This is a genomic window from Streptacidiphilus alkalitolerans (assembly GCF_042511045.1).
In the GTDB taxonomy this organism is placed as follows: Bacteria; Actinomycetota; Actinomycetes; order Streptomycetales; family Streptomycetaceae; genus Streptacidiphilus; species Streptacidiphilus alkalitolerans.
Window position 1 is genome coordinate 519855 of record NZ_JBHEZX010000004.1, and the last position, 25295, is coordinate 545149.

A 25295-nucleotide genomic window follows, 5' to 3' on the forward strand; every position below is an offset into this window, starting at 1 on the left:
GGCGCATGGCTGACCACGACCCGCCCCCGGCCGCGCTGACCGTGCACCGCGCCGACCAGCGCTACCGGTCCGCGCCCGAGGACGGGGTGGACACCCGCCACGCGTTCTCCTTCGCCGGGCACTACGACCCGGAGAACACCCACTTCGGGGCGCTGCTGGCCTGCAACGAGGAGACCCTGGCGCCCGGCGCCGGCTTCGCCCCGCACCGGCACCGGGACACCGAGATCGTCAGCTGGGTGGTCGAGGGCGCGCTCTCGCACCGGGACGACCACGGGCACGCGGCCGTGGTCCGCCCGGGCCGGGTGCAGTACCTGAGCGCCGGCGCGGGAGTGCGGCACAGCGAGGGCAATGTCGGCGGCGCCGAGGGCCCGGTGCGCTTCGTCCAGTTCTGGCTGCAGCCGGACGAGTTCGGCGCCCCGCCCCGTTACGGCCTGCGCGCCGCGCCGGCCGGTCCCGGGCTGCACCCGCTCGCCGAGGGGACGGAGCTGCGCCGCGCCGACGCCGCCCTGCACCTGCTCCGGCTCGGCCCGTACGCCCCGCTGCCGGCGCTCCCGGCCGCCGCGTACCGCTATCTGCACCTGGTGCGCGGGGGCCTCGGCTTCCGCACCGCGACCGGGCCGCGCGGGGTGGGCCGGGAGCTGGGCCCGGGCGACAGCCTGCGGCTCAGCGGCCCCGCGGAGCCGGTCGACCCGGTGGCAGGACCCGCCGGGGTGGAGGCGCTGCTGTGGGTGATGGGATCGGCCCTGCGCTTCGGCTGACGGCCCGTCAATGGCCGGCTACGGCAGGCGGGGGAGCTCGGCCAGCACCGCGTCGGTGAACGGCGGCCAGAGCTCGGCTGCCCAGGCCCCGAAGGCGCGGTCGGTGAGGGTGACGCAGCCGGCCCCGGCGACCGGGTCCACCCAGAGGAAGGTGCCGGTCTGCCCGAAGTGGCCGAAGGCGGTGGGGGCGCTGGCGGCGCCCATCCAGTGCGGGGCCTTGTGGTCGCGCAGGTCGAAGCCGAGGCCCCAGTCGTTGGGACGCTGGTGCCCGAAGCCGGGCAGCACCCCGTCCAGGCCGGGGAAGGCCACCGAGGTGGCCTCGGCCAGGGTGGTCGGGTGCAGCACGGTGGGCGCCAGCAGCTCGGCGACGAAGCGGGACAGGTCGGCGGCGGTGGAGATACCGCCGGCCCCGGCCGGGCTGGCGGCGGCCGGGTCGATCCTGGTGTCGGCCATGCCCAGCGGCTCGAACACGGCCTCGGCCAGGTAGCGGGCGAAGGGGATGCCGGTGGCCTTCTCCAGGGTCTCGGCCAGCACGTCGAAGCCGGCGTTGGAGTAGAGCCTGCGGGTGCCGGGTGCGGCCATCTGCCGGTGCTCGTCGAAGGCCAGTCCGGAGGTGTGGGCCAGCAGGTGGCGCACGGTCGAGCCCTCGGGCCCGGCCGGCTGGTCCAGCTCCAGCGCCCCCTCCTCGACCGCGACCAGGACCGCGCAGGCGGTCAGCGGTTTGGTCACCGAGGCCAGCGGAAAGGGGTGCTGCTGCGGGCCGCGCTCCCCGGCGGGCGTCCCGTCCCTTCGCACCACTGCGGCCGCCGCCGTGGGTACCGGCCACTTGTCGATCATCAACAGGCTGTCCATACCGGACAGACTAGCGAGCCCGGGAGCGGCGCTTGCTTGGAGTGCACTCCAACTAGGTAGGTTCGGGGCATGTCGATGTCACTGGCGGTCGCAGTCGAACAGCCGGAACCCGAGGACACCCCGCGCTACACCATCGGCGAGGTGGCCGCCAGGACCGGACTGACCGCGCACACCCTGCGCTGGTACGAGCGGATCGGGCTGCTGGAGCACCCGGCCCGGTCCCATTCGGGCCAGCGGCGCTTCAGCGAGCGCGATCTGAGCTGGCTGGACTTCCTCGGCAAGCTGCGGCTGACCGCCATGCCGGTCGCCGACATGGTCCGCTACGCCAACCTGCGCCGGGAGGGCGAGCACACCGAGGCCGCCCGGCAGGAACTGCTGGTGCGGCACCGGGACGAGGTGCGGCAGCGGATCGCGGATCTGCAGGCCACCCTGCTGATCATCGACTACAAGATCGACATCTATGCGGAGAGGCAGCAGCCATGAGCAGCAGCACCGTCCCCAGCACCACCCTCGGCACCGACGGTCCCGTCGTCGGGATCCAGGGCCTCGGCTGCATGGGAATGAGTGAGTTCTACGGCGAGACCGACACCGCCGAGGCACTGGCCACCCTGGACCGGGCCCTGGAACTGGGCGTCACCCTGTTCGACACCGCCGACATCTACGGCAACGGCGAGAACGAGAAGCTGATCGGCCCGTTCGTCCGGGCGAACCGGGACCGGGTGGTGCTGGCGACCAAGTTCGCCATCGAGCGCCGCCTGGACGACCCGACCTACCGCTCGGTGCGCAACGACCCTGCCTACATCCGGCAGGCCGTGGACGCCAGCCTGAGCCGGCTCGGGGTGGACGTGATCGACCTGTACTACATGCACCGGCACACCCCTGAGGTGCCGTTCGCGGAGTCGGTCGGGGCGATGGCCGAGCTCGTCCAGGCCGGGAAGGTGCGCTACCTGGGCCTGTCCGAGGTCACCGGGGCCGAGCTGCGCGAGGCGCACGCGGTGCACCCGATCACCGCGCTGCAGTCGGAGTGGTCGCTGTTCTCCCGCGACGTGGAGCGCAGCGCGGTCTCCGCCGCCGCCGAGCTCGGGGTGGGCTTCGTGCCCTACTCGCCGCTCGGGCGCGGCTTCCTGACCGGGGCCTTCGCCAATGCCGCCGAGCTGGGCGGCGGCGACTTCCGGAACTACCAGCCCCGGTTCACCGGCGACAACGCCGCGCACAACGCGGCGCTGCTCACCCCGGTCCACAAGATCGCCGCCGCGCACGGCGCGACTCCGGCCCAGGTCGCACTGGCCTGGGTGCAGCAGCAGGCGGAGGTGCACGGGCTGACCGTGGTGCCGATCCCGGGCACCAGGAAGCGCAGCCGTCTCGAGGAGAACACCGCCGCGGCGTCGCTGCGGCTGAGCGCCGAGGAACTGGCCGCGCTGGAGCCGATCGCCGCGCAGGTCACCGGCGACCGCTACCCGGACATGAGCAGCACCTCGGCCGCCCGCGAGTAGCGGCAGCCGCAGCCTCACCGCCCCGGAGCGCTACAGCCCGCTGATGCAGCCGCCGTTGTTGTTGCCGCAGACCACGTCGCGGTAGCGGTCCAGGGCGATGTCGGCGAAGTTGCGCAGGCTGGCCGAGCCGGGGTCGAGGTAGCCGGTGTGGCCGACCGCGCCGGTCGAGGCGATGACCCGGGAGCCGAAGTCGGGGCTGGTCGGGTCGGCGCCGTGGCCGAGCCCGGCGACCTCCAGGTACGGGACGTTGCCGATCCAGTCGCCGGGGTTGCGCGCGGTCGCCCACAGCCGGACGCCGTCGCCGAGCGCGGCGGCGTCCGGCTGGTCCATGCCGGGGCTGCCGAAGACCACCATGTCGCTGATGCCCAGCGCGGAGTGCAGTTCGGGTCCGGCGATGCCGCAGACCACCGAGCCGTAGGAGTGGCACAGCAGGGTCGGCGCGGCGTCCGGGTGCGAGGTCAGCGCCAGGCCGGCCAGCAGCCGCTCCAGCCGGGGCGCGGCGGCCTCGGCCAGCCGGGCGGTCGCGGCGTCCGCGCCGAGGCCCACCGGGGTGACGTAGCCGGACCACGCTATGACCGCCGTGCCGGTGCCGGGGGAGACCTGCTGCTCCTCGGCGCGCAGCGCCTGGGCCATGCCGGCCGCGCCCTTCAGCGGGGTGGCGGTGTCGCCGCGGTCGAAGTGCTGCAGGTCCATGTCCGAGCCGGGGACCAGGACGGACACCCGCTGGGCGGTGGCGAGGTCGCCGTAGACCTCGGCGACCAGGCCGCGTCCGCGCGGGTCGAAGACCAGGAACTGGCGGCCGGGGACCAGCAGCTTGTTGAGCGTGGCGACCTGTCCGGCCGCGACCGAGCGCTGCACGCCGCTGAGCGCGGGGTTCGCCGCCCGGTCCTTCTGCCGGGCCAGCTCCTGCTCCATGGCCAGCGCGTTGGCCTGGTAGCGCAGGGCGGTCGGGGCTCCGTCGAAGTTGCCGACGACCAGCGGGTACGTGCGGACCAGCCGCTGCTGCTCGGCGCCGGTCAGCGAGGCGAAGAACGCGGCGACCTCGGTGGCCTTCGCGGTGGCCGGGTCCGGCATGGTGCGGCCGAGCCAGTGGTCCTGGGCCCAGGCCTTGCTGCCCGCCGGCGGGGTGGTGATCGCGATCTGCTCGTCGGAGACGGCCGCCCCCGCCGCGGCGGCGCCGGTGCCCGCCAGCACAGTGAAGGAGACCATCGCCGCTATCAGGGTGCGCCTGAACCGCATACGCGTGTTTCTCCTAGGGCTTCCGGCGACCGTCGAACGGGCCTGGCCCGGAGGTCTTGCTGAAGTGGCTCTGCGTCAGCCTAAGCGCTCCGCGGTGCTGCGTACGGTGTACGACGGGTAACTAAACTGCGACAACCGTCACAACCAGCACCATTCGGGCTAAGAGATTCACCGCTGCTTCACAACAGTACGGGCCGCCGCCCCCGGGTGGGAGCGACGGCCCGTACGGCGGTGCCGGCCGGGTGTCAGCTGTGCTTCCAGGTCACCGAGAAGGCGTTGCCGCCGGAGAGCGCGGAAGTGGTGGCCTTGGTGGTCGAGCCCGAGCCCATGGTGATGTTGTCGGGGGAGAAGTTGCCGATCGGCTGGCCGTTGGCGGTGGCGCTGGTGAAGGACGCCGTGCCGAAGTTGGTCAGCGGGAGCACGCCGGAGCTGCTGGAGGGCGCCTCCGCGATCACCTCGGCCGAGGCCAGGGCGGCGTTGCGGAGGGTCTTGGTGACGGTCTTGCTCCAGCCCTGGGTGGTGTCGGAGAGCTTGAGCGTGAAGGAGCCGCTGCCGCTCTCGGTGACCGAGGAGGTGAAGTGGTCGCCGGGGCGGACCGTGCCGGGGAAGTTGACCGGGTAGGCCGGGTACATCTCGTACCAGGAGTAGTACTGCGGGGAGCCGCCGGAGCAGTCGACCTCGCTGCCGGTCTGCTCGACCGAGTTGCTTCCGTCGCCGTCCAGGCCGATCCAGAAGCTGGAGTAGGTGGTGGCGCTGGTGCAGTGGCCGGTGGGCTGGACCCAGCTGGCGGTGACGCTGGTGAACTTGGCTCCGGTGGCGGCATAGCCGGACCAGTTGGAGCTGGTGCTGTTCCGGATCCCGCCGATCTGCGGGACCGCGTGGTGGCCGGTCGCGGACAGCTGGATCGGGGCGTTGACCAGGCTGGGGGCGGCCGTGGCCACGCCGGGGGCGGCAGCGCCGAGCACGGCCAGCAGGGTGGCGGACAGAGCGGTGGCACGACGGGTCGTCGACATGGTGCTCCTTGTCGCGTGGGGGCTTCCCCGAGATTGTCGGAGTTCCGACAAGGTAGCGCTCCCTGACACCCCGCAGAGTGGTTTCTTTGTGAAGACTTCCGAATGGCCAAAAACCTCCGCCCGGCGGCCGAAAGCCGACGGGCGGAGGTCTCTACAGGCTGTGCTGCGGGCTGCGCCGCCCGGTCAGGCGTCGCCGCCGGCCGCGCCCGGGTGCGCCGCCGAGACGTCCAGCAGCTGGTAGCGGTCGATGGCCGCCTTCAGCGCGGTGCGGTCGATCTTGCCCTGCTTGGCCAGCTCGGTGAGCACGGCGAGCACCACGGACTGGGCGTCGATGTGGAAGAAGCGACGGGCCGCGCCACGGGTGTCGGCGAAGCCGAAGCCGTCCGCGCCCAGCGACTGCCACTGGCCCGGGACCCAGCGCGAGATCTGGTCCGGCACCGCGCGCATCCAGTCGGAGACCGCCACGAACGGGCCCTCGGAGCCGGTCAGCTTGCTGGTGACGTACGGGACCCGCTGCTCCTCCTCCGGGTGGAGCAGGTTGAACTCCTCCGCCTCGATGGCGTCGCGGCGCAGCTCGTTCCAGGAGGTCGCCGACCAGACGTCCGCCTTGACGTTCCACTCCTCGGCCAGCAGCCGCTGCGCCTCCAGCGCCCACGGCACGCCCACGCCGGAGGCGAGGATCTGCGCCGGGATCTGCCCGCCGGTGGCCGGGGCCACCTTGTACAGGCCCTTGAGGATGCCTTCCACGTCGACGTTCTCGGGCTCCGCGGGCATCCGCATCGGCTCGTTGTAGACCGTCATGTAGTAGAAGACGTCCTCGCCGTGCGGGAACTCGGCGCTGCTGCCGTACATCCGGCGCAGGCCGTCCTGCACGATGTGGGCGATCTCGTACCCGTACGCCGGGTCGTAGGCGACCACGGCCGGGTTGGTCGAGGCCAGCAGGTGGCTGTGGCCGTCCGCGTGCTGCAGGCCCTCACCGGTCAGGGTGGTCCGGCCGGCCGTGGCGCCGAGCACGAAGCCGCGGGCCAGCTGGTCGGCCATCTGCCAGAACTGGTCGCCGGTGCGCTGGAACCCGAACATCGAGTAGAAGACGTAGACCGGGATCAGCGGCTCGCCGTGGGTCGAGTAGGACGACCCGGCGGCGATCAGCGAGGCGGTGCAGCCGGCCTCGGAGATGCCGTCGTGCAGCATCTGGCCGGTGGGGGACTCCTTGTAGGCGAGCAGCAGCTCGCGGTCCACCGACTCGTACTGCTGGCCCTGCGGGTTGTAGATCTTCGCCGAGGGGAACAGCGAGTCCATGCCGAAGGTGCGGTACTCGTCCGGGGCGATCGGTACGAAGCGCTTGCCGATCTCCTTGTCCCGCATCAGGTCCTTGAGCAGCCGGACGAAGGCCATGGTGCTGGCCATCTCCTGCTTGCCGGAGCCCTTCTTCAGCAGCTTGTACATGTCGTCGCCGGGCAGCTGCAGCTTGACCGGGCGCACCTTGCGGGTCGGCATGTAGCCGCCCAGCTCGCTGCGGCGGTCGTGCATGTACTGGATCTCCTCCGAGTCCTTGCCCGGGTGGTAGTAGGGCGGGTAGCCCTCGTCCAGCTGCTTGTCGGTGATCGGCAGGTGCAGCCGGTCGCGGAAGCGCTTGAGGTCCTCGGTGGTGAGCTTCTTCATCTGGTGGGTCGCGTTGCGGCCCTCGAAGTTCGGGCCCAGGGTCCAGCCCTTGACGGTGTGCGCCAGGATCACGGTCGGCTGGCCGGTGTGCTCACGGGCCGCCTTGAACGCCGCGTAGACCTTGGCGTGGTCGTGCCCGCCGCGGCCCAGGTGCTGGATCTGCTGGTCGGTCAGGTCCTCGACCATCTTGCGCAGCCGCAGGTCGCCGCCGAAGAAGTTCTCCCGGATGTACGCGCCGGACTCGGTGGCGTAGGTCTGGAACTGGCCGTCGGCGGTGGTGTTCATCTTGTTCACCAGCACGCCGTCGCGGTCCTGCGCCAGCAGCGGGTCCCAGCTGCGGTCCCAGATCAGCTTGATGACGTTCCAGCCGGCGCCGCGGAACTGCGACTCCAGCTCCTGGATGATCTTGCCGTTGCCGCGGACCGGTCCGTCCAGGCGCTGCAGGTTGCAGTTGACCACGAAGGTCAGGTTGTCCAGGTTCTCGCGCGCGGCGAGGGACAGCTGGCCCAGCGACTCCGGCTCGTCCATCTCGCCGTCGCCGAGGAAGGCGTACACGTGCGACTGCGAGGTGTCCTTGATGCCGCGGTGCTCCAGGTAGCGGTTCATCCGCGCCTGGTAGATCGCGCCGAGCGGGCCGAGGCCCATCGAGACGGTCGGGAACTCCCAGAAGTCCGGCATCAGGCGCGGGTGCGGGTAGCTCGACAGACCGTACGGGGCCTTGGACTTCTCCTGGCGGAAGGAGTCGAGCTGCTGCTCGCTCAGCCGGTCCAGCAGGAAGGCGCGGGCGTAGATGCCGGGGGAGGCGTGGCCCTGGAAGAAGATCTGGTCGCCGGACTCGCCGTCCGCGTCCTTGCCCCGGAAGAAGTAGTTGAAGCCCACGTCGTAGAGCGACGCGGAGGAGGCGAAGGTGGCGATGTGCCCGCCCACGCCGATGCCCGGGCGCTGCGCCCTGGACACCATCACGGCCGCGTTCCAGCGGGTCGCGTTCAGGACCTTGCGCTCGATCTCCTCGTTGCCGGGGAAGAACGGCTCGTTCTTGGTCGCAATGGTGTTGATGTAGTCCGTGCTGCGCATCTCGGGGACGGCGACACGCTTCTCACGGGCCCGCTCGATGAGCCGCAGCATCAGGTAGCGGGCGCGTTCGCGGCCCCGCTCGTCGATGGCGGCATCGAGCGATTCCAGCCACTCGCTGGTCTCCTCGGGATCGAAGTCCGGGACCTGGCTGGGCAGGCCGCCAATGATGATCGGGTTGCGATCGGATCCGGAAGCCACGCTGTTCCTTCACTGTCGGTCGAACTAGGAGGTGGTGTCGCGCCGCCTCCATCGTGGACCGCAGGTCGAGAAACGTCATCTCTACCCATGGGTAACCGGTTGCTGCGCAGGGACGTTTCCGTCCGGATGCGCCCCTTTCGGGTGAAACCGGCGCCCGTCCTGCAGTCCGGTCCCGGGGTGACGGGCGGACTACGACGAGGGGCCCGACCAATCCACAACGTTGTGGTGGTGGGGAAGGCTGGGGAGGGCCAATCCAGAACTCTACGCCCGGCCGGGGTGTGCTCCCGTACGCTTCGCTGACCCGGCGCGCACTGGCAGTACCAGGAGTGAGCCGAGGATGTCCCGGGTAGGGGAGACGGCAATCCGCTGTGCGGACCCGCCGCACCTGTCGATACTGGGGCAAAAGGGCGTGATGTGTGTCACGCTCAGCGGCGTGTCGCGTTGCGGCGCATCGTTGGAGGCAGAGGAACGAGGATCGGGTACTTGCGCTGAGCGCCCGGCCCGTGTGGACTACGGCCACAGCCCTGGCTTCCGGAGACAGGGTCGGATATAGGAGGCAATTCCCGTGAGCGCGACCGCGGACCCCGCGGAGGACAGGTCCAACCCGGCTAATCGCTTGGGTTTCCAGCCCGGACAGGTGGTCCAGGAGCTCGGCTACGACGACGACGTCGACCAGGATCTGCGTGAGGCCGTGGAGGACCTCACCGGAACGGAACTCGTCGACGAGGACTACGACGACGTCGCAGACGCCGTGCTGATGTGGTTCCGCGAGGACAGCGAGGACGGCGATCTCACCGACGCCCTTGTCGATGCCCAGGAGTACCTGGTGGAGGGGGGCCTCGTCTGGCTGCTCAGCCCCAAGACCGGGCGTACCGGGCACGTGGAGGCGAGCGACATCGCCGAGGCGGCGCAGACCGCGGGCCTCTCCCAGACCAGCACCGTCTCTGTCAGCAAGGACTGGCAGGCCGTTCGGCTGGCCACCCCCAAGGCGGCCAACGCCAAGGCAGGTCAGCGCTGACGGCCTGACGGAGCACTTCTACGCAGTCGACCGCCCGGTCGGCGTCCGGCTCGCCCCGGACGTCCGGCCGGGCGGTCGCGCGTTCCGGGGCAGAATGCAGGGATGGACCATCGCCGCGGAGTCGCCACCGGGCCGCCGGAGCAGCTGCGTGCCCGGCTGCTGGGAGCCTGGGACGCCCTGCTCCCGCTGGCCGGCGGGCTGGCGCCGGAGCGGCTCGGCGCACTGGCGGAGCTGGGCTCCTGGCCGGAGCGCCCGGTGCTGGCCCGGCTGCTGGCCCAGGCCGGGGGCGAGGAGGCCGGCCCCGAGGCCGCCCGGCAGGACCACGCGCGGGACGGGCGCGACGCGGTGCTGGCAGCCCTGGAGCGGGCCGGCCGAAGGGTCGCCGGGGCGCTGGACGCGATCGAGGCGGACCCGCCGCTGGGGCTCACCGTGCTGGAGTCGCCCCTCGGGCCGCTGCCGCTGCTCACCCAGGTGCACGCGATGGCGCACGAACTGGCGCTGGCGGCGATCGGCAGCGGCGCGGACCCGGTCCCCGAGGCGATCACCGACGCCGGTGTGGCGGCCCTGGTGGACGTGGTCGGGGCACTGGCCCACCGTCAGGGCCTGCGGGCCGCTGCGGGGGTGTGGGGGCCCGGCAGCGGAGGCTGGAGCTTCCGGGCCGACCCGGACGGCTGGGAGACGCTGGGCGGCCCCGCGGACGTCCCCGGGGTCGAGGGCGCCGCGGCCACCGTGCTCGGGGTGCCGAACGGGCGGGCGGCGCTGCCCTCGCTGCTGGCCAGGGGCGAGGTCCGGCTGCACCGGATCGGCGGCCTGATGGCGCTGGCGCCACTGGTGGAGCAGGTGCCCGGGCTTCCCGGCGGGGCGCTGCTGCGGCGCGCGGTGGGCGCGGTCGGGCTGCTGGGACGGCTGCCGGGGATGCGATAGGGGGTGTCTGACGGGTCTCCGCGACGCCGCGGAGACCCGTCAGACACCCCCCAGACCGGGGCCGGGCGGGGGGTGGCAGGATGTCCTCGGGCACGACGTCCGCACGCACTCTGAGGGGTACACATGGCTATCGAGGTCGGCACCGAGGCTCCGGACTTCGAGCTCAAGAACCAGCACGGCGAGCTGGTGAAGCTCTCCGACTTCCGCGGCGAGAAGAACGTCGTCGTGGTCTTCTACCCGTTCGCCTTCACCGGCGTCTGCACCGGCGAGCTGTGCAGCCTGGAGCGGGAGCTGCCGCAGTTCCAGAACGACGACGTGCAGATCCTGGCGATCTCCAACGACTCGCCGTTCACGCTGCGCGTGTTCGCCGAGAAGGAGGGCCTGGAGTACCCGCTGCTGTCCGACTTCTGGCCGCACGGCGAGGTCTCCCGGGCCTACGGCGTGTTCGACGAGGAGAAGGGCTGCGCGGTGCGCGGCACCTTCGTGGTCGACAAGACCGGCACGGTCCGCTGGACCGTGGTCAACGGCCTGCCGGACGCGCGCGACACCCAGGACTACCTGAAGGCGCTCGCGGCCATCTGACCGGCCGTCCCGGCCCGCGGTCCCGGGTAAGACCGCGGGTGCGGTGCGGCTGCGGTGTCCGGGCTCCATGCTTTTAGGGGAACTGGCCACTACGATCGATCCGTTGGCTGGACAGTAACCGCAACCGCACCAACGGGGGCACCACGGAGTGCTCCCCCTGCATATGGAGGACTCGTGGGTGTCAGCCTCAGCAAGGGTGGCAACGTCTCGCTCAGCAAGGAGGCGCCCGGCCTGACCGCGGTCCTCGTCGGCCTGGGCTGGGACGCCCGTACGACCACGGGCGCCGACTTCGACCTCGACGCCAGTGCCATCCTGACGTCCGAAACCGGCAAGGTCGTCTCGGACAAGGGATTTGTGTTCTACAACAACCTCAAGTCCGACGACGGCTCGGTCGAGCACACCGGTGACAACACCACCGGTGAGGGCGAGGGCGACGACGAGGTGATCAAGGTCAACCTGGCCGCGGTCCCCGCCACCGTCCAGAAGATCGTCTTCCCGGTCTCCATCTACGACGCCGAGAACCGGGGGCAGAGTTTCGGCCAGGTCCGCGAGGCCTACATCCGGATCGTGAACCAGGCCGGCGGCCAGGAGATCGCGCGCTACGACCTCTCCGAGGACGCCTCGACCGAGACCGCGATGGTCTTCGGTGAGCTGTACCGCAACGGGGCGGAGTGGAAGTTCCGCGCCATCGGCCAGGGCTACGCCTCCGGCCTGCGCGGCATCGCGCAGGACTTCGGCGTCAACGTCTGACCGCGCGTCTTCGATCGACTGCAGTCCCGCATCAAATGTTTCGCTGACGGGCCGCTGACGCCGTGACCCCTCGGGTGTTGCTGCGTCAGCGGCCCGTTCCCTAGGGAGGGAAGAGATACACATGGGTGTCACGCTCGCCAAGGGCGGCAACGTCTCGCTGTCCAAGGCCGCCCCCAACCTCATCGCCGTGCAGATCGGGCTGGGGTGGGAGGCGAGGGCGACCACCGGTGCGGCCTTCGACCTCGACGCCAGTGCGCTGCTCTGCTCCAACGGCCGGGTCCTGGGCGACGAGTACTTCGTCTTCTACAACAACCTGAAGAGCCCGGACGGCTCGGTCGAGCACATGGGCGACGAGCTGGTCGGCGGCACCGGGGCCGAGGACGACGAGGTCGTCAAGGTCAACCTGACCCAGGTCCCGCCGCAGGTGGACAAGATCGTCTTCCCGGTCTCCATCTACGAGGCCGAGGCGCGGCTGCAGAACTTCGGGCAGGTGCGCAACGCCTACATCCGGGTCACCAACCAGGCCGACGGCGTGGAGTTGGCGCGCTACGACCTGTCCGAGGACGCGTCCAACGAGACCGCGATGATCTTCGGTGAGCTCTACCGCTACAACAACGAGTGGAAGTTCCGCGCAGTGGGACAGGGGTATGCCTCTGGGCTGCGTGGTATCGCCCTAGACTTCGGGGTTAACGTTCAGTAAGAAAATCTTGCGGGCAGGGCGGGGAATGTCGGGGATCGCTCCCACGGAAGTGGAGAGCGGTCCCCGCAACTGTGGCTGCCGCGCGTGACAGAAAGGTCCAGGCACCCAGTGCTCCTCCGTACCTTCGGGTGGTCCTTCGGGATCACCCTGATCGGCCTCGCGGCAGCCGCGTACTTCTGGGGGGCGGACGGCTTCGGTGTCGTCCTGATCCTCTCCGTACTCGAGATCTCGCTGTCGTTCGACAATGCCGTGATCAACGCGACCATCCTCAAGCGGATGACGCCGTTCTGGCAGAAGATCTTCCTCACCGTCGGTGTGCTGATCGCCGTGTTCGGCATGCGGCTGGTCTTCCCGCTGCTGGTCGTCGCGCTCACCGCGCACATCAACCCGGTGTCGGTGGTGCAGCTCGCGCTCGACTCCACCAAGACCCAGAACGGGCTGACCTACGCTCAGCACCTGGACGCCGCGCACCCGGCGATCGCCGCCTTCGGCGGGATGTTCCTGCTGATGATCTTCCTTGACTTCATCCTCGGGGAGAAGGAGATCCAGTGGCTGCACTGGATCGAGAAGCCGCTGGAGAAGATCGGCAAGCTGGACCAGCTGTCGGTGGTCGTCGCGATGATCGTGCTGATGCTGTCCGCGCGCTTCTTCGCCGGGCACGGCGCGGAGACCGTGCTGCTGGCCGGGGTCGCCGGACTCACCACCTACCTGCTGGTCGGCGGGCTCTCCAACCTGTTCGAGAGCGCGGGCGAGGAGGACGAGGACGACGACGAGGCCGAGGAGGGCGCGGAGGCTGCCGCCCCGGCCGGGAAGTCGGCCGTGCTGGTGGCCGGGAAGGCCGCGTTCTTCCTGTTCCTGTACCTGGAGGTGCTCGACGCCTCGTTCTCCTTCGACGGCGTCGTCGGCGCGTTCGCGATCAGCCAGGACATCTTCCAGATCACCCTGGGTCTCGGCATCGGCGCCATGTACATCCGCTCGCTGACGGTCTACCTGGTCCGCCAGGGCACCCTGGACGACTACGTCTACCTGGAGCACGGCGCGCACTACGCGATCGGCGCGCTGGCGATCATCCTGATGGTGTCCATCAAGTACACCATCCCGGAGATCGTCACCGGCCTGATCGGGGTGGCCTTCATCGGCCTGGCGCTGCTGTCCTCACTGCTGCGCAACAAGCGGCTGGCGGCCGCGGGGGACGTCCCGGAGTTGTAGCCGGGCCCACCGGAGCACAGGGACCCCGCGACCGGCCGGTCGCGGGGTTTCCTGCCGTCAGGCGTGGACCGTGCGTCCCCGGTGGAGGTGTCCGGCGACGCCGGTGAAGCGCAGGGCCAGACCCTGGCCGTCGCGCTCGGCGTGCAGGTGCAGATGCGGCTCGCTGCTGTTGCCCGAGTTGCCGACCTCGCCGAGGAACTGACCGGCCGACACGGTCTGACCGGTCGTCACGGCCAGGCTGCCGGGGCGCAGGTGGGCGAGTCTGACGGTCTCGCTGCCGGTGTTGATGAAGACGTGGTTGCCGTACAGCGGGGCGTAGCGGACGGCTCCGGGGACCTGGTCCTCGATCCCGTCGGCGGCGGAGACCACGGTGCCCGCGCAGGGCGCGTACACCCGGGCCCCGTACGCCGGGTAGGAACCGAGGGCGGCGGGATCCCCCCGGTGCGAGCCGCCGGGGCCGACCCGCAGCAGGTCCAGCGCGCCGCGCTGCTCGGGCGCCCGCAGATGGTGGTTCAGGCCGGGACCGCCGCCCTGGACGATGTACCAGGCGCCGTCCATGGGGAACCGGTCCAGCGGGGCGGCCGTGCCGACCGGCGGGCGGTAGCGGCGCGCACGCACCAGCAGGCCGGCCGCCAGGGCGAGCAGGGCCGCGCCGAGCACCGGCCCGATCACGTCGCCGCCGTCGGGCAGGGCCGGCAGCCGGACCGCCGAGGCGAGCGCCACCACGGCGCCGGACTCGATCGGACGGCGGATCCACCAGGGCTCCATGGCCGGGTTGAACCAGCCCTCGTACAGCAGGTACAGGGCCGCGAGGAGCAGCGCACCGCCGAGCCAGCCGGTGCGGGAGGCGGCTCCCCAGCAGCCGTCGACCCGCGAGGCGAACAGCAGGCACAGGGCGGCCCGGACGGCCCAGCGGACGGCGGACGGCGGCAGCCGTGGGGTCCGGCCGCCGTTGCCGCGGAGGCTGGGTGAGATCCGCAGGTCCTGCAGCGCCCCGTCCTCGCCGAGGCGCGCCCAGCCGAGGACGGCCGCGCGGGCGCCGCGTATCACCAGCCCGTCGGGGGCGTCGTACACCGCCTCGACGGCGCCCACCCGCTCCCGGGTGGCCTCCACGATGCCGCGCAGCCGCTCCGGGCCCAACTGCCGCACCACCGCGGGAGCCAGCAGCGGCCACTCGGCCGGTTCCGCGCGCAGCAGCGACTCCAGCGCGGCGGCCTGGGCCGCACGGTCCTGACCGGCTCCGGGGGCGGCCCCGGGACCCGTCACCGGGCTGGTGGCGGCGCTCAGAGCGGGCGCCGGTGGCCGGAGGGGGCGAACCGCAGGGTGAGGATCTGCTCCAGCGCGGCCCTGGTGGCGACCGAGACGGCGCCGGTCAGCACCGCCGCGTCGCCGAGGGCGGAGACCTCCACCCGGGGCGGGTAGGGCAGCCGGGCCGCCAGCCGCTCGCGGATCCGGTCCAGCAGCAGGTCGCCGTTGAGGCCGATGCCGCCGCCGAGCACCACCAGCTCCACGTCCACCACCGCGGCGACCGGCGCGAGGTAGCCGGTGATCCGCCGGGCCTCCTCGTCCAGCACCGCGCCCGCGCCCGGGTGGCCCTCCCGGGCCAGCGCGAAGACCTGCTCGGTGGTCAGCGGGCCCGCGGCGGCCTCCTCCGGCAGCAGTTCCACCGCGAAGTGCAGCAGCGAGGCGGCGCAGGGGTCCTGCGCGTCGAAGTGGTCCGGGTCCACCGCGCTGTCCAACTCGCCCGCAGCGCCCGCGAAGCCGCGGTGCAGTTCGCCGCGGAGCACCAGGCCCGCGCCCACGCCGGTGCCGACCGAGAGGAAGGTGAAGCTCTCGGCCTCGGTGCCGGTGCCGTGGCGCTGCTCGCCCAGCGCGGCCAGGTGGATGTCGTTCTCCACGCTGACCGGGAGCCCGAGCGCCTCCCCGAAGGCGTCCTGGGCGATGAAGCCGTCCAGCGAGGGGATGTTGGTGGCCTGCCAGATCCGGCCGTCGCGGCGGTCCACCACACCGGGGACGCCGACCGCGGCATGGGCCAGCGAGGAGCGGTCGATGCCGGCCTCGGCGCACAGTTCCTCGGCGAGTTCGCTGGCCGCCAGCACGATCCGGGGCGCGTCCATGCCCTCGACGGTGGTGTCGCGGCGGATGCGTACCGTGCCGTCCAGGTCGGCGACCGCGCCGCGGAGGCGGCGGGCGCCGACGTCCAGGGCCAGCACGTACGCGGCCTCGGGCCGCGGGGCGAAGAACAGCGCGCCGTAGGTGGGACCGAGCTCGGTACGGACCGTCTCGGAGACCAGGCCCATCTCCAACAGGTCCTGGAGCAGCGCCGAGACGGTCGGCTTGGAGATTCCGGTACGCCGCGCGATCTCCGCGCGGGAGACCGGTGGTACGGCGCGGATCACGTCGAGGACGGTCCGGAGGTTGATCTCCTTGAGCGTGGAGGAGGTCGCGGGCCTGGCAATCATGCACTCACTTTAGTGCTCCTGCCAGGCCCCGCCGTCAGCGCCCACGCATATGCCTCTGCTGTGCCTCAGCCGAACTGCTGTTCCAGGTCCTTGAGCTTCTTCTCCAGCGAGTCCAGCCGCGGCAGCGGCTCCTCCTCGGCGGACCCGGTGGAGTAGCCGGACGGGCCGGCCGGAGCCTCCAGCGCGTCGGTGCGGCGGCGCCGGGACGGCAGGCCCCGGGGCGAGGCCGGCTCCAGCGCGGCGGCGGCCTCGCCGTTGCCGGAGGCCTCCAGCGTGGTCAGCTCGCGCAGCGGCGCGGAGCGCGAGATGGCCTTCAACTCGGCGCGCTCGCGCCGGTTCTCGCTGCGCTGGCGGGCCGCCGCGGCCTCGCGCTCGCGCTTGTCCTCGCGGACCTCCTCGACCGCGTCGTCCAGGGTCCTGACGTTCTCCAGCAGCATCAGCGACCAGGCCTGGTAGGTCTCGATCGGCGCGCGCAGCCAGCGGACCATCCGGATCTGCGGCAGCGGGCGGGGCACCAGGCCCTGCTCGCGCAGCGCGGCCCGGCGGGTCTGCTTCAGCGCCCGGTCGAACAGCACCGCGGCCGACAGCGACATCCCGGCGAAGAACTGCGGGGCGCCGTTGTGGTCGCCGCCGCGCGGCGCGTGCACCCAGTTGAACCAGGCCGAGGCGCCGGCGAACAGCCAGACCAGCATCCGGGAGCCGAGGGCGGCGTCACCGTGGCTGGCCTCGCGCACGGCCAGCACCGAGCAGAACATCGCGGCGCCGTCCAGACCGAACGGGACCAGGTACTCCCAGCCGCCGGTGAGGCTCAGGTTCTCCTGGCCGAAACCGACCAGGCCGTGGAACGACAGCGCGGCGGCCACCGAGGCGCAGGCGAACAGCAGGATGTAGGAGGCGCTGCCGTACAGCCGCTCCTTGCGGCGGCGGCGCTCCTCGCTGCGCTCCCAGGCGTCGGTGGGCTCGGCGGCGTGCTTGGGCTTCTTGGTGCGCAACAGGCCCATCACCACGGCGATGACCAGGGCGATCGCGCAGCCGACGGCCAGCCACACCAGTTGTATGGATGTAAGAGTCATACCGGGTCAGCCTCGGCTTCAGGATCGGGCGGCACTCAGGGCAGGGGATGCGACGGCGGTGTCTCCCCCAGGGGCGCCGGAGTTGACGCCGCGACACGCGTGCGAGGCGACGATATCGCGTCGGCAGAGCACGCATCGTACGCGTGAGTCAGTTGTGACCACCAGTCATTCCTGTTGACGGGTCGCCGGAAGGGCCGGAGAGCCGATGCGGCAGAGTGGTGCGCGGGGGCCCTGAACTGGGTAACTCGCTGATGGAGTCCCGGAGTCGGGGCTGTCCTGAGGGACATGGAGGGGTGGGGGCTGTGGCGGGGCTGCGGGACTTTATGAACAAGGGCGACCGGACTTTCGGAACCGGCGTCGACCGGCTGACCCTGACCAAGGGCTCGCCGCCGGTATCGCTCACCGAACTGGGCACCGGCTATGGAACGCTGCAGGTCAACCTGCACTGGACGGCCCGGGAGGAGAACCGCTCGGTGCGGGAGCCGGGCAGCGGCTGGCGCGGGCTGCTGCGTCCGACCCTGTTCAAGCCGATGGAGATGCCGGCCTCGGGCAGCCAGATCACCTCGGTGGACCTGGACCTGGGCTGCATGTACGAACTCGCGGACGGCACCAAGGGGGTGGTGCAGCCGCTGGGCGAGTTCTTCGGCGACCTGCAGCACGCGCCGTACATCAAGCTCAGCCGGGACGACCGGACCGGCGCCCCCTCGGGCGAGATGATGTACATCGACCTGGGCAAGAAGGACGAGTTCAAACGAATCCTGATCTTTGTGTACATCTACGACGAGACCCCGGCGTTCGACCGCGCGCACGCGCTGGTGACCCTGTTCCTGCCGGGCGGACCGCCGATCGAGGTCAAGCTGGACAAGCGGGCGCCGCAGGCGCGCTCCTGCGCGGTGGCACTGATCGAGAACAAGGACGGCAACCTGATGGTGAGCCGCGAGGTCAAGTACGTCTACGGGTTCCAGGCCGAACTGGACCGGCTGTACGGCTTCGGACTGCAGTGGCAGCGCGGCTACAAACCGGTCAGCGGCTGACGGAAGCGGCAGTGGCAGCGGCCGGGGGTCAGCGGTTGGCGTGCTGGAACTGCGGCCCCTGCAGCGGCAGGGCGAAGCCGGGCGGCTCGGGGAGCAGGCCCGGCTGGTGCGGCGGCGGGTAGCCGTAGCCGGCCGGCTGCAGCGGGGGCTGCGGGACGGCGGGCTGCGGGGTCGGCGGGGTCGGCGGCTGCGAGGGCAGCGGCGGGATGACCGGCTCGGGCTCCGCGGCCGGCTGCGGCAGCGGCTCCGCCGCGGCCTCCGGCTCGGCCGGGGAACCAGCTGCGGGGCCGGTCACGGTCTCCTGCTCGTCCTCCTCGACGGTGATCCCGAAGTCCGTGGCCAGTCCGACCAGCCCGGACGAGTAGCCCTGCCCAATGGCGCGGAACTTCCAGCCGCCGCCCCTGCGGTAGAGCTCGCCGCAGAGCAGCGCGGTGACCCCGGCCGTGTCGGTGATGTCGAAACGGGCCAGGGCCTCCGCGTTGGGGCCGCCGGCGATGTCGTACAGCAGGATCTGCAGGCCGGGGATCTCGTCGAAGCTGCCGTGCTCCACCGAGGCGCCGACGACGACCCGGTCGATCTCCGCGGAGAGCTTGCCCAGGTCGATGTCGACGGTGTCGGTGACCTCCCCGGCGAGCCTGCTCTTGCGCAGGTGCCGGACCATCCCGCTGGGGTGGCGGGGCTGGTTGTAGAAGACGAAGTCCGCGTCGGAGCGGACCCGCCCGTCGGGGGCGAGCAGCAGCGCCGACGCGTCCACGTCCGGGGCCCCGGCGACCAGGCGCCAGCGCAGTACCGCCCGCACCGCGGCGACGTTCGAGAGCGGAGTGTTGGAGCCCTTGGGCATGACCTTGGTCATCGAGTTGCTGCACTCCCTCTTTGGCCGTCCCCGCCGGTGTGACGGGACCAGGGTAGACCCAGCGGCTCCGCGGCTCGGTTCCGGCAGCTCAGGAGCGCAGCAGGGCGCGCTCAACCAGGGTCCAGCTGGTGGTGGTCAGCAGGTAGAGCCCGGCCGAGAGCGGCACGAACGCGGCGAACAGCACCGTGCCGAAGGAGAGGTAGGGGAGGACCGAGGCGCCGGGCGCGGTCGGGTCGGCGCCGCGCCGGGCCCTGCGGAAGCCGATCAGGCCGACCAGGGCCAGCAGCGCGTAGAGGGCCAGGAACACCGGGAGCTGGCCGGGGAGCGCGCCGGTCAGATGCCTGCCCAGCGGGATCCCGGCCAGGGTGCCGGTGAGCAGGGTGTTGGCGTGGCCGCCCAGCACCGGGAGGCTGAACAGCCGGTAGAGCACCGCGATGAAGGGCCACATCAGCAGGCTGGGCAGCAGACCGGACAGCGGCGAGGCGCCCTCGGCCCGGTAGAGCGCCACCTGCGCCTCGCGGAGCCGGGCCGGGTCGCCCTTGTGGCGCTTGGTCAGCTCCTTGAGCTGCGGCGCGATCCTGGTGCGCAGCTTCTCGCCGCGGACCTGGAGCCGGGCCAGCGGGTGCAGCGCCAGCCGCACCAGCGCGGTGGTCAGCACGATCACGGCGGCGGTGGCGGTCGCGCCGAGCAGCGGGTGGACGCCGCCGGCCAGGGCGGTGGCGGCGTGCTGGGCGTATTCGGCGGGGACGTCGAGAAAGGCGAAGACGGACATGGTGGCTGAGCCCTCCGGTTGTCGGGGATGACAGTGCGCTGGAGGACAGCCGCGCGGTGAAGAAGGGCTAGGACGCGGCTGCCGGGCTGAGGCCCGGTGCCCGTGGGCGGCAACGGCCGCGTCCGTCGGGGTCGCGCTGCGGGAGGTACGCCGTACGCCAGGCCCTGCGCCGGACCGCGGTGCTGCGCACGGCGTGCAAGGAGGGGCTGCCGGGGCGGGCGCCGACCGCGTCGGCGGCGCTGAGCGCGGCCAGCAGCAGCAGGCCGACGCCGGTGGCGAGGGCGACCAGGCCAGTACTACCGCCCGACTGGTCGGCGAGCAGCAGGCCGGACAGGCCCAGCAGACCGCAGAGGAGGGCGCTGAGATGCCGCATGGCGTCCGCCTCCTTAAGCTGGGGTCTCGGGCCGCTCTTCAAGGGCCGCCGTTGCCGGGCTTGCCACAGGGTGGCCTGGGGCGACACTATGCAGCCCCCCGGCGAATCCGCAAGCGCATGCCTCGGCGCATGCAGGGCAGACGTGTTAACCGGTGGCCACGCTTCGGAGAACAACACGTTTCCTGGCTGATTTATTACTAGTTCTTACGTACGATAATCCGTCAACGGCCCCGGTGGACCCCGGACGTAGCAAGCTCTCGCAGACTCACCAGGGAAGGGGCCCATGCGCCATTTCAGCCAGCTCGACGGGGAGACCCGACGACGTCTCTTCCTGCGTGAGCCTGCGAGCTTCGACCGGAACAGCGAAGCCGCAGTGCTGTCGACGGCGCTGGGCGCCACCCTGTACTCACCCGCCACCCGGCCGCGACTGGTCGAGGACATACGCAAACAGGCCGCCAACGGCGTGGTCTCCATGGTGCTCTGCCTGGAGGACGCCATCGACGACGCCGAGGTGGCGGACGCCGAGGCCAACCTGGTGCGGCAGCTGCCGCTGCTGGCCGCCGAGCAGGCCGCGGCCGGGGCGCAGATCCCGCTGCTCTTCGTCCGGGTCCGGAACCCGGAGCAGATCACCGACCTGGCCGCCCGGCTCGGACCCGCGCTGTCGGTGCTGTCCGGCTTCGTCATGCCCAAGTTCACCGAGGAGACCGGCCAGCCCTTCCTGGAGGCGCTGGAGCAGGTGCGCGGCAGCACCGGGCTGCGGCTGTTCGGGATGCCGGTGCTGGAGTCGCCCGAGCTGGCGCACCTGGAGACCAGGCAGGACACCCTGGCCGGGATCTCCCGGGTGCTGGAGAAGCACCGCGAGGCGATCCTCGCGGTCCGGCTCGGCGTCACCGACCTCTGTTCCGCGTACGGGCTGCGCCGCCCGCCCGACCTCAGCGCCTACGACGTCCAGCTGGTCGCCTCGGTGATCGGCGACGTGGTGAACGTGCTGGGACGGGCCAACGGCACCGGCTACACCATCACCGGGCCGGTCTGGGAGTACTTCCCGGTCCAGGAGCGCAAGTTCAAGCCACAGCTGCGCAGCAGCCCGTTCGCCGGGACCGAGCCGCCGACCGAGTCGGTCCGGCGCAAGCTGATCGCGCACGACCTTGACGGGCTGATCCGGGAGATCGAGCTGGACCGGGCCAACGGCCTGCTCGGCAAGACCTGCATCCACCCCACCCACGTCCCCGCGGTGCACGCGCTGTCGGTCGCCACCCACGAGGAGTGGTCCGACGCGGCGGACATCCTGCACCAGGACCGGGCCGGCGGCGGGGTGCTCAGGTCGGCGTACACCAACAAGATGAACGAGGTGAAGCCGCACCGCGCCTGGGCCCAGCGGGTGATGCTGCGCGCCTCGGTGTTCGGCGTCTCGCGGGAGGGCGTGACCTTCGCCGAACTCCTCGCCGCCTGCCTGTGCCCGTGACCCGGGGTTGTCCCTGACGAGGCATGCAGGACACCCGTTTGTCACTCCTCCATGATGAAGTGGGGGAGTGGACTGACGCGCGGGCCGGCTCCGAAGCACGATCGACGAAAGCAGCACGATGACAACTGAGCAGCAGACCGACGGCATGTGGACCGGGGAGTGGGTCGAACGCCGGCTCGGCGTACGGCTGCCGGAACCCTCGGTGCGGGAGCTGCTGGGGCTGGCGCTGCGGCGCAACCCGCGCCGTGCGCAGCTGCTGGTGTCCCAGGTGCTGGGCAAGCACGTCCCGCAGCTGCCCGCGGTGGTCTACCGGACCGGCTACGACCTCGGCCTCGCGGTGCGCGAGCTGCTCGGCCCGGACGCGGCGGCCTCCGCCGTGGTGCTCGGCTACGCCGAGACCGCGACCGGCCTCGGCCACTGCGTCGCCGACGGGCTCGGCGGCCCGGACGGCGGGGCTGCCCCGTACCTGCACTCGACCCGGCGGCCGGTCGCCGGGATCGAGCCGGTCGGCGGCTTCGAGGAGGAGCACTCGCACGCCACCTCGCACCTGCTGCTGCCCGCCGACCCCGGCTTCCTGGGCGGCGGCGGCCCGCTGGTCCTGGTGGACGACGAGCTCTCCACCGGCACCACCGTGCTCAACACCATCGCCGCCCTGCACGGGCGCTTCCCGCGGACCCGCTACGTCGTCGCCGCGCTGGTCGATCTGCGCGGCGAGGCGGACCGGGAGCGGTTCGCCAAGACCGCCGCCGACCTCGGGGTGCGGATCGAGGTCGCGGCGGTGGCCACCGGCGCGGTGGAACTGCCGGAGAACGTGCTCGCGCGCGGCGCCGCGCTGGTCGCCGCCGAGGAGACCCGGCAGGGCTGCGCGGTGCCCCCGGCCGGTCCGCAGGCCCCGCTGACCAGGGTCGACCCCGGCTGGCCGGCCGGGCTGCCGGACGGCGGCCGGCACGGCTTCACCGCCGCGGACCGGCTCCGGCTGGACGCGGCGCTGCCCGCCATGGCGGAGCGGGTCGCCGCGGCGGTCACCGCGGGGGCCACGACGGCGGGCACCACGGCCGCCGTACCGCGCCGGGTGCTGGTGCTCGGCTACGAGGAGCTGATGTACGCGCCGCTGCGGCTGGCCGGGGCGCTGCAGGAACGCCTCGGGGCCGACAGCGAGGTGCGCTTCTCCACCACCACCCGCTCGCCCGCGCTCACCGTCGACGACCCCGGCTACGCGCTGCGCACCCGGCTCTCCTTCCCCGCCCACGACGCCCCCGCCGACGGCGACGGGCTGCGCTACGCCTACAACGTCGCGCCGGGACGCGACCTTTCCCGCCGCTTCGAGACGATCGTGCTGGTCATCGACGACGCCGCCGACCGCCCCCCGCTGCACGCCCCCGGACGCGGTCTGCTCGACCGGCTGCGCCATGTCACCGATGAGGTACTGCTCGTGACCGTCCCCGCCCTCCGCCCGCGTCCGGCCGCCGCTGCCGCCGCTCCGGCTTCCGTTTCGAAGGCCGCCGTTTCGAAGGCCGCCGCTGGGGCCGCCCTGCCGCCCGCGCTGCACGGGCCCGCCTTCGGGTCCTACCGGGCCGAGGAGGTGTCCTGGCTGCTCAAGGACCTCTCCGGGATCACCCTGGAGGCGCCGGTGGAGGAGCGCGAGGAGGCGATCCAGCAGGGCGGCGCCCACTACGCCGAGTCGCTGCCGGTCGAGTACCAGCCCAGCGCCGAGTACCAGCAGCTGTTCCAGCAGGCGCTGAGCGAGTACGCGGGCCGGATCGCCGAGGCCGTCGCCGTGGTCACCGAGACCGTCCTCGCCGAGCGCGGCCACGGCGTCGTCCTCGCCTCGCTGGCCCGGGCCGGAACCCCCGTCGGCATCCTGATGCGGCGCTGGGCCCAGCACGCGCACGGGCTCGAGCTGCCGCACTACGCGGTCTCCATCGTCCGCGGCCGGGGCATCGACCCGGTCGCGCTGCGCTACCTGGCGGACCGTCACCACGCCGCCGACGTGGTGTTCGTGGACGGCTGGACCGGAAAGGGCGCGATCACCCGGGAGTTGGCCGAGGCCCTGGCCGGCACCGGCTTCAACCCGGAGATGGCGGTGCTGGCCGACCCGGCCCACTGCGTCCGCACCTTCGGCACCCGCGAGGACTTCCTGATCCCCTCCGCCTGCCTCAACTCCACCGTCTCGGGCCTGGTCTCGCGTACGGTGCTGAGGGAGGGGCTGATCGGCCCCGACGACTTCCACGGTGCCAAGTACTACCGCGAGCTCGCCGACGGCGATGTCTCCAACCAGTTCCTCGACGCCGTGACCGAGTGCTTTCCCGACGTCCGCGCCAGCGCTGCCGCAGACACGTCCGACCGCGAACCTGACTGGTCCGGCTGGGCCGCCATGGAGCGCATCAGCGAGGAGTACGGCATCAACAGTGTGAACCTGGTCAAGCCAGGGGTGGGTGAGACCACCCGGGTCCTGCTGCGGCGGGTGCCGTGGCGCGTACTGGTGCGGCGCGGCGCGGAGGCGGAGCTCGGACACGTCCGGCTGCTCGCCGAGCAGCGCGGCGTACCGGTCGAGGTGGTCGACAACCTGCCCTACAGCTGCGTCGGACTGATCCACCCCCAGTACACACGAGGCGCGACCGGCGACGAGGGGACGGCCGTATGAGCAGCTCCAGCACACCCGCGCCCGCACGCTTCCTGATCGGAAGCGACCTGGACCGCACACTGATCTACTCGCCCAGGGCACTGGCCCTGGACATGGCCGACGAGCAGGCCCCGCGGCTGCTCACGGTCGAGGTGCACCACGGCAAGCCGCTGTCGTTCATGACCGAGCGCTGCGCCGAGCTGCTGGTCGAGCTGATCTCGGCGGCGGAGTTCGTCCCGGTCACCACCCGGACCCGGGCCCAGTACCAGCGGGTCCACCTGCCCGGACCCGTCCCCGGCTGGGCCCCGCGCTACGCGATCTGCGCCAACGGCGGGCAGCTGCTCGTCGACGGGGTGACCGACGAGGACTGGAACGCGCAGATCAAGGCCACGCTCGCGCAGAACTGCGCACCGCTGGACGAGATCGTGCACCACCTCGCCCTGGACGCGGACCCGGAGTGGACCCTCAAGCGCCGGGTCGCCGAGGACCTCTTCGCCTACCTGGTGGTCGAGCGGGAGATGCTGCCGCCGGGCTGGGTGGCCGAACTGACCGGCTGGGCCGACGAACGCGGCTACACCGTCTCGCTGCAGGGACGGAAGATCTACCTGGTGCCGCAGCCGCTCACCAAGTCGGCGGCGCTGGCGGAGGTCGAACGGCGCACCGGCGCGTCCACGGTGCTCACCGCCGGCGACTCGCTGCTGGACGCGGAACTGCTGCTCGCCGCCGACGCCGGCTACCGGCCGGGACACGGCGAACTCGCCGACAGCGGCTGGGTCGGCCCCGGCGTCACCGCGCTGGAGCAGGTCGGCGTCGCGGCGGGCGAGGAGATCGTCCGGCTGCTCCTCGCCCGGGTCCGGGTCAGGACCGCGGTCGGCTAGTCCCGGTGTTTCTGAAGGCCGGAGCTCAGCCGCAGCAGCCCCCGCCGCAGCAACCGCCGCCCCCGCCCTCCGCGGGGGCGGCGCCGCTGCTCCCCGACGCGGACGCGGTGCCGGTCACGGCCACCATGGACATCAGCTTGGCGACGTCGTCGTGCCCGGCCGGGCACATCGCCGGCGCGTCGGACTGGGACATCGGGCGGCGCAGTTCGAACGTGGCGCCACAGGAACGGCAGCGGTAGTCATAACGAGGCATGCCCGTACTCTACGGCGTGCGGGCCGCCCGGTCTGCG

The 25295-nt window shown here is 71.9% G+C and carries 24 protein-coding genes; 13 read left to right on the forward strand and 11 right to left on the reverse strand.

All coding sequences use genetic code 11. The annotated features are described in order from the left end of the window. Positions 1-5: 5 nt before the first annotated feature. Positions 6-758, forward strand: coding sequence for a pirin family protein (locus ACEZDG_RS11800; RefSeq protein ID WP_380506686.1), 753 nt, complete (start codon positions 6-8; stop codon positions 756-758). Between the two features lie 18 nt (positions 759-776). Here the strand turns inward: ACEZDG_RS11800 and ACEZDG_RS11805 are convergent, their stop codons facing one another. Next, positions 777-1610 carry a serine hydrolase domain-containing protein gene (locus ACEZDG_RS11805; protein WP_380506689.1) on the reverse strand — a complete coding sequence of 278 codons (834 nt, stop codon included), beginning with the start codon at positions 1608-1610 and terminating at the stop codon, positions 777-779. A 69-nt stretch (positions 1611-1679) separates the two neighbouring features. On the opposite strand from ACEZDG_RS11805, the gene ACEZDG_RS11810 reads away from it, so the two are divergent. Both ACEZDG_RS11810 and ACEZDG_RS11815 read left to right on the forward strand, forming a co-directional pair. Beyond that, positions 1680-2093, forward strand: a complete 414-nt coding sequence (locus ACEZDG_RS11810; RefSeq protein ID WP_380506692.1) for a MerR family transcriptional regulator — start codon at positions 1680-1682, stop codon at positions 2091-2093. Beyond that, positions 2090-3103 carry an aldo/keto reductase gene (locus ACEZDG_RS11815; protein ID WP_380506695.1) on the forward strand — a complete coding sequence of 338 codons (1014 nt, stop codon included), beginning with the start codon at positions 2090-2092 and terminating at the stop codon, positions 3101-3103. The genes ACEZDG_RS11810 and ACEZDG_RS11815 overlap by 4 nt, the downstream gene beginning before the upstream one ends. A gap of 30 nt (positions 3104-3133) precedes the next feature. Here ACEZDG_RS11815 and ACEZDG_RS11820 read toward each other — a convergent pair whose 3' ends face one another. The 3 genes from ACEZDG_RS11820 to aceE all read right to left on the reverse strand — a co-directional run bounded on the left by ACEZDG_RS11820 (position 3134) and on the right by aceE (position 8289). Further along, positions 3134-4342, reverse strand: coding sequence for an alpha/beta hydrolase (locus tag ACEZDG_RS11820; RefSeq protein ID WP_380506698.1), 1209 nt, complete (start codon positions 4340-4342; stop codon positions 3134-3136). A 245-nt stretch (positions 4343-4587) separates the two neighbouring features. Continuing rightward, positions 4588-5355: a G1 family glutamic endopeptidase gene (locus ACEZDG_RS11825; protein WP_380506701.1), complete on the reverse strand. Its 768-nt coding sequence runs from the start codon at positions 5353-5355 to the stop codon at positions 4588-4590. Between the two features lie 183 nt (positions 5356-5538). Beyond that, complete coding sequence (aceE, locus tag ACEZDG_RS11830; RefSeq protein ID WP_380506704.1) at positions 5539-8289, reverse strand: pyruvate dehydrogenase (acetyl-transferring), homodimeric type; 2751 nt, start codon at positions 8287-8289, stop codon at positions 5539-5541. Positions 8290-8854: 565 nt separating this feature from the next. Here aceE and ACEZDG_RS11835 point away from each other — a divergent pair. From ACEZDG_RS11835 to ACEZDG_RS11860, 6 genes are all read left to right on the forward strand, one after another. Beyond that, positions 8855-9307, forward strand: a complete 453-nt coding sequence (locus ACEZDG_RS11835; protein WP_380506707.1) for a DUF3052 domain-containing protein — start codon at positions 8855-8857, stop codon at positions 9305-9307. A gap of 102 nt (positions 9308-9409) precedes the next feature. Further along, positions 9410-10231, forward strand: a complete 822-nt coding sequence (locus ACEZDG_RS11840; protein WP_380506710.1) for a hypothetical protein — start codon at positions 9410-9412, stop codon at positions 10229-10231. Positions 10232-10354: 123 nt separating this feature from the next. Beyond that, entirely contained in the window at positions 10355-10813 is a 459-nt protein-coding gene (locus tag ACEZDG_RS11845; protein WP_380506713.1) for a peroxiredoxin, read from the forward strand. Between the two features lie 174 nt (positions 10814-10987). Then, positions 10988-11563 (forward strand): TerD family protein, encoded by a 576-nt coding sequence (locus tag ACEZDG_RS11850; RefSeq protein ID WP_380506716.1) that lies wholly within the window; start codon positions 10988-10990, stop codon positions 11561-11563. 121 nt (positions 11564-11684) lie between these two features. After that, the gene (locus ACEZDG_RS11855; protein ID WP_380506719.1) at positions 11685-12263 is read left to right on the forward strand and encodes a TerD family protein; all 579 of its coding nucleotides are present in this window, start codon (positions 11685-11687) and stop codon (positions 12261-12263) included. A 108-nt stretch (positions 12264-12371) separates the two neighbouring features. Further along, positions 12372-13472, forward strand: a complete 1101-nt coding sequence (locus tag ACEZDG_RS11860; RefSeq protein ID WP_380506722.1) for a DUF475 domain-containing protein — start codon at positions 12372-12374, stop codon at positions 13470-13472. Between the two features lie 57 nt (positions 13473-13529). On the opposite strand, the gene ACEZDG_RS11865 is transcribed toward ACEZDG_RS11860, so the two are convergent. The 3 genes from ACEZDG_RS11865 to ACEZDG_RS11875 all read right to left on the reverse strand — a co-directional run bounded on the left by ACEZDG_RS11865 (position 13530) and on the right by ACEZDG_RS11875 (position 17007). After that, positions 13530-14738 carry a M23 family metallopeptidase gene (locus tag ACEZDG_RS11865; RefSeq protein ID WP_380506725.1) on the reverse strand — a complete coding sequence of 403 codons (1209 nt, stop codon included), beginning with the start codon at positions 14736-14738 and terminating at the stop codon, positions 13530-13532. A gap of 17 nt (positions 14739-14755) precedes the next feature. Further along, positions 14756-15934, reverse strand: coding sequence for an ROK family transcriptional regulator (locus tag ACEZDG_RS11870; protein ID WP_380506728.1), 1179 nt, complete (start codon positions 15932-15934; stop codon positions 14756-14758). Positions 15935-15999: 65 nt separating this feature from the next. Next, positions 16000-17007: a DUF2637 domain-containing protein gene (locus tag ACEZDG_RS11875; RefSeq protein WP_380506731.1), complete on the reverse strand. Its 1008-nt coding sequence runs from the start codon at positions 17005-17007 to the stop codon at positions 16000-16002. Between the two features lie 323 nt (positions 17008-17330). Between ACEZDG_RS11875 and ACEZDG_RS11880 the strand changes: the two genes are divergently transcribed. After that, on the forward strand, positions 17331-18041 hold the full coding sequence (locus ACEZDG_RS11880; protein WP_380506936.1) for a TerD family protein: 711 nt from the start codon (positions 17331-17333) through the stop codon (positions 18039-18041). Positions 18042-18069: 28 nt separating this feature from the next. On the opposite strand, the gene ACEZDG_RS11885 is transcribed toward ACEZDG_RS11880, so the two are convergent. The 3 genes from ACEZDG_RS11885 to ACEZDG_RS11895 form a co-directional block, all read right to left on the reverse strand. After that, positions 18070-18894: a TerD family protein gene (locus tag ACEZDG_RS11885; RefSeq protein WP_380506734.1), complete on the reverse strand. Its 825-nt coding sequence runs from the start codon at positions 18892-18894 to the stop codon at positions 18070-18072. A gap of 88 nt (positions 18895-18982) precedes the next feature. Continuing rightward, positions 18983-19666 carry a YidC/Oxa1 family membrane protein insertase gene (locus tag ACEZDG_RS11890; protein WP_380506737.1) on the reverse strand — a complete coding sequence of 228 codons (684 nt, stop codon included), beginning with the start codon at positions 19664-19666 and terminating at the stop codon, positions 18983-18985. Between the two features lie 67 nt (positions 19667-19733). Further along, on the reverse strand, positions 19734-20039 hold the full coding sequence (locus tag ACEZDG_RS11895) for a DUF6412 domain-containing protein (protein WP_380506740.1): 306 nt from the start codon (positions 20037-20039) through the stop codon (positions 19734-19736). Positions 20040-20322: 283 nt separating this feature from the next. Here ACEZDG_RS11895 and ACEZDG_RS11900 point away from each other — a divergent pair, with 283 nt between their 5' ends. The 3 genes from ACEZDG_RS11900 to ACEZDG_RS11910 all read left to right on the forward strand — a co-directional run bounded on the left by ACEZDG_RS11900 (position 20323) and on the right by ACEZDG_RS11910 (position 25005). Continuing rightward, on the forward strand, positions 20323-21504 hold the full coding sequence (locus tag ACEZDG_RS11900) for an HpcH/HpaI aldolase/citrate lyase family protein (protein WP_380506742.1): 1182 nt from the start codon (positions 20323-20325) through the stop codon (positions 21502-21504). A gap of 118 nt (positions 21505-21622) precedes the next feature. Continuing rightward, positions 21623-24148: a phosphoribosyltransferase gene (locus ACEZDG_RS11905; protein WP_380506745.1), complete on the forward strand. Its 2526-nt coding sequence runs from the start codon at positions 21623-21625 to the stop codon at positions 24146-24148. Further along, entirely contained in the window at positions 24145-25005 is an 861-nt protein-coding gene (locus ACEZDG_RS11910; RefSeq protein ID WP_380506748.1) for an HAD family hydrolase, read from the forward strand. Before ACEZDG_RS11905 ends, ACEZDG_RS11910 begins: the two co-directional genes overlap by 4 nt. A 25-nt stretch (positions 25006-25030) precedes the next feature. Here ACEZDG_RS11910 and ACEZDG_RS11915 read toward each other — a convergent pair whose 3' ends face one another. After that, positions 25031-25258 carry an FmdB family zinc ribbon protein gene (locus ACEZDG_RS11915; RefSeq protein ID WP_380506751.1) on the reverse strand — a complete coding sequence of 76 codons (228 nt, stop codon included), beginning with the start codon at positions 25256-25258 and terminating at the stop codon, positions 25031-25033. Between the last annotated feature and the right edge of the window lie 37 nt (positions 25259-25295).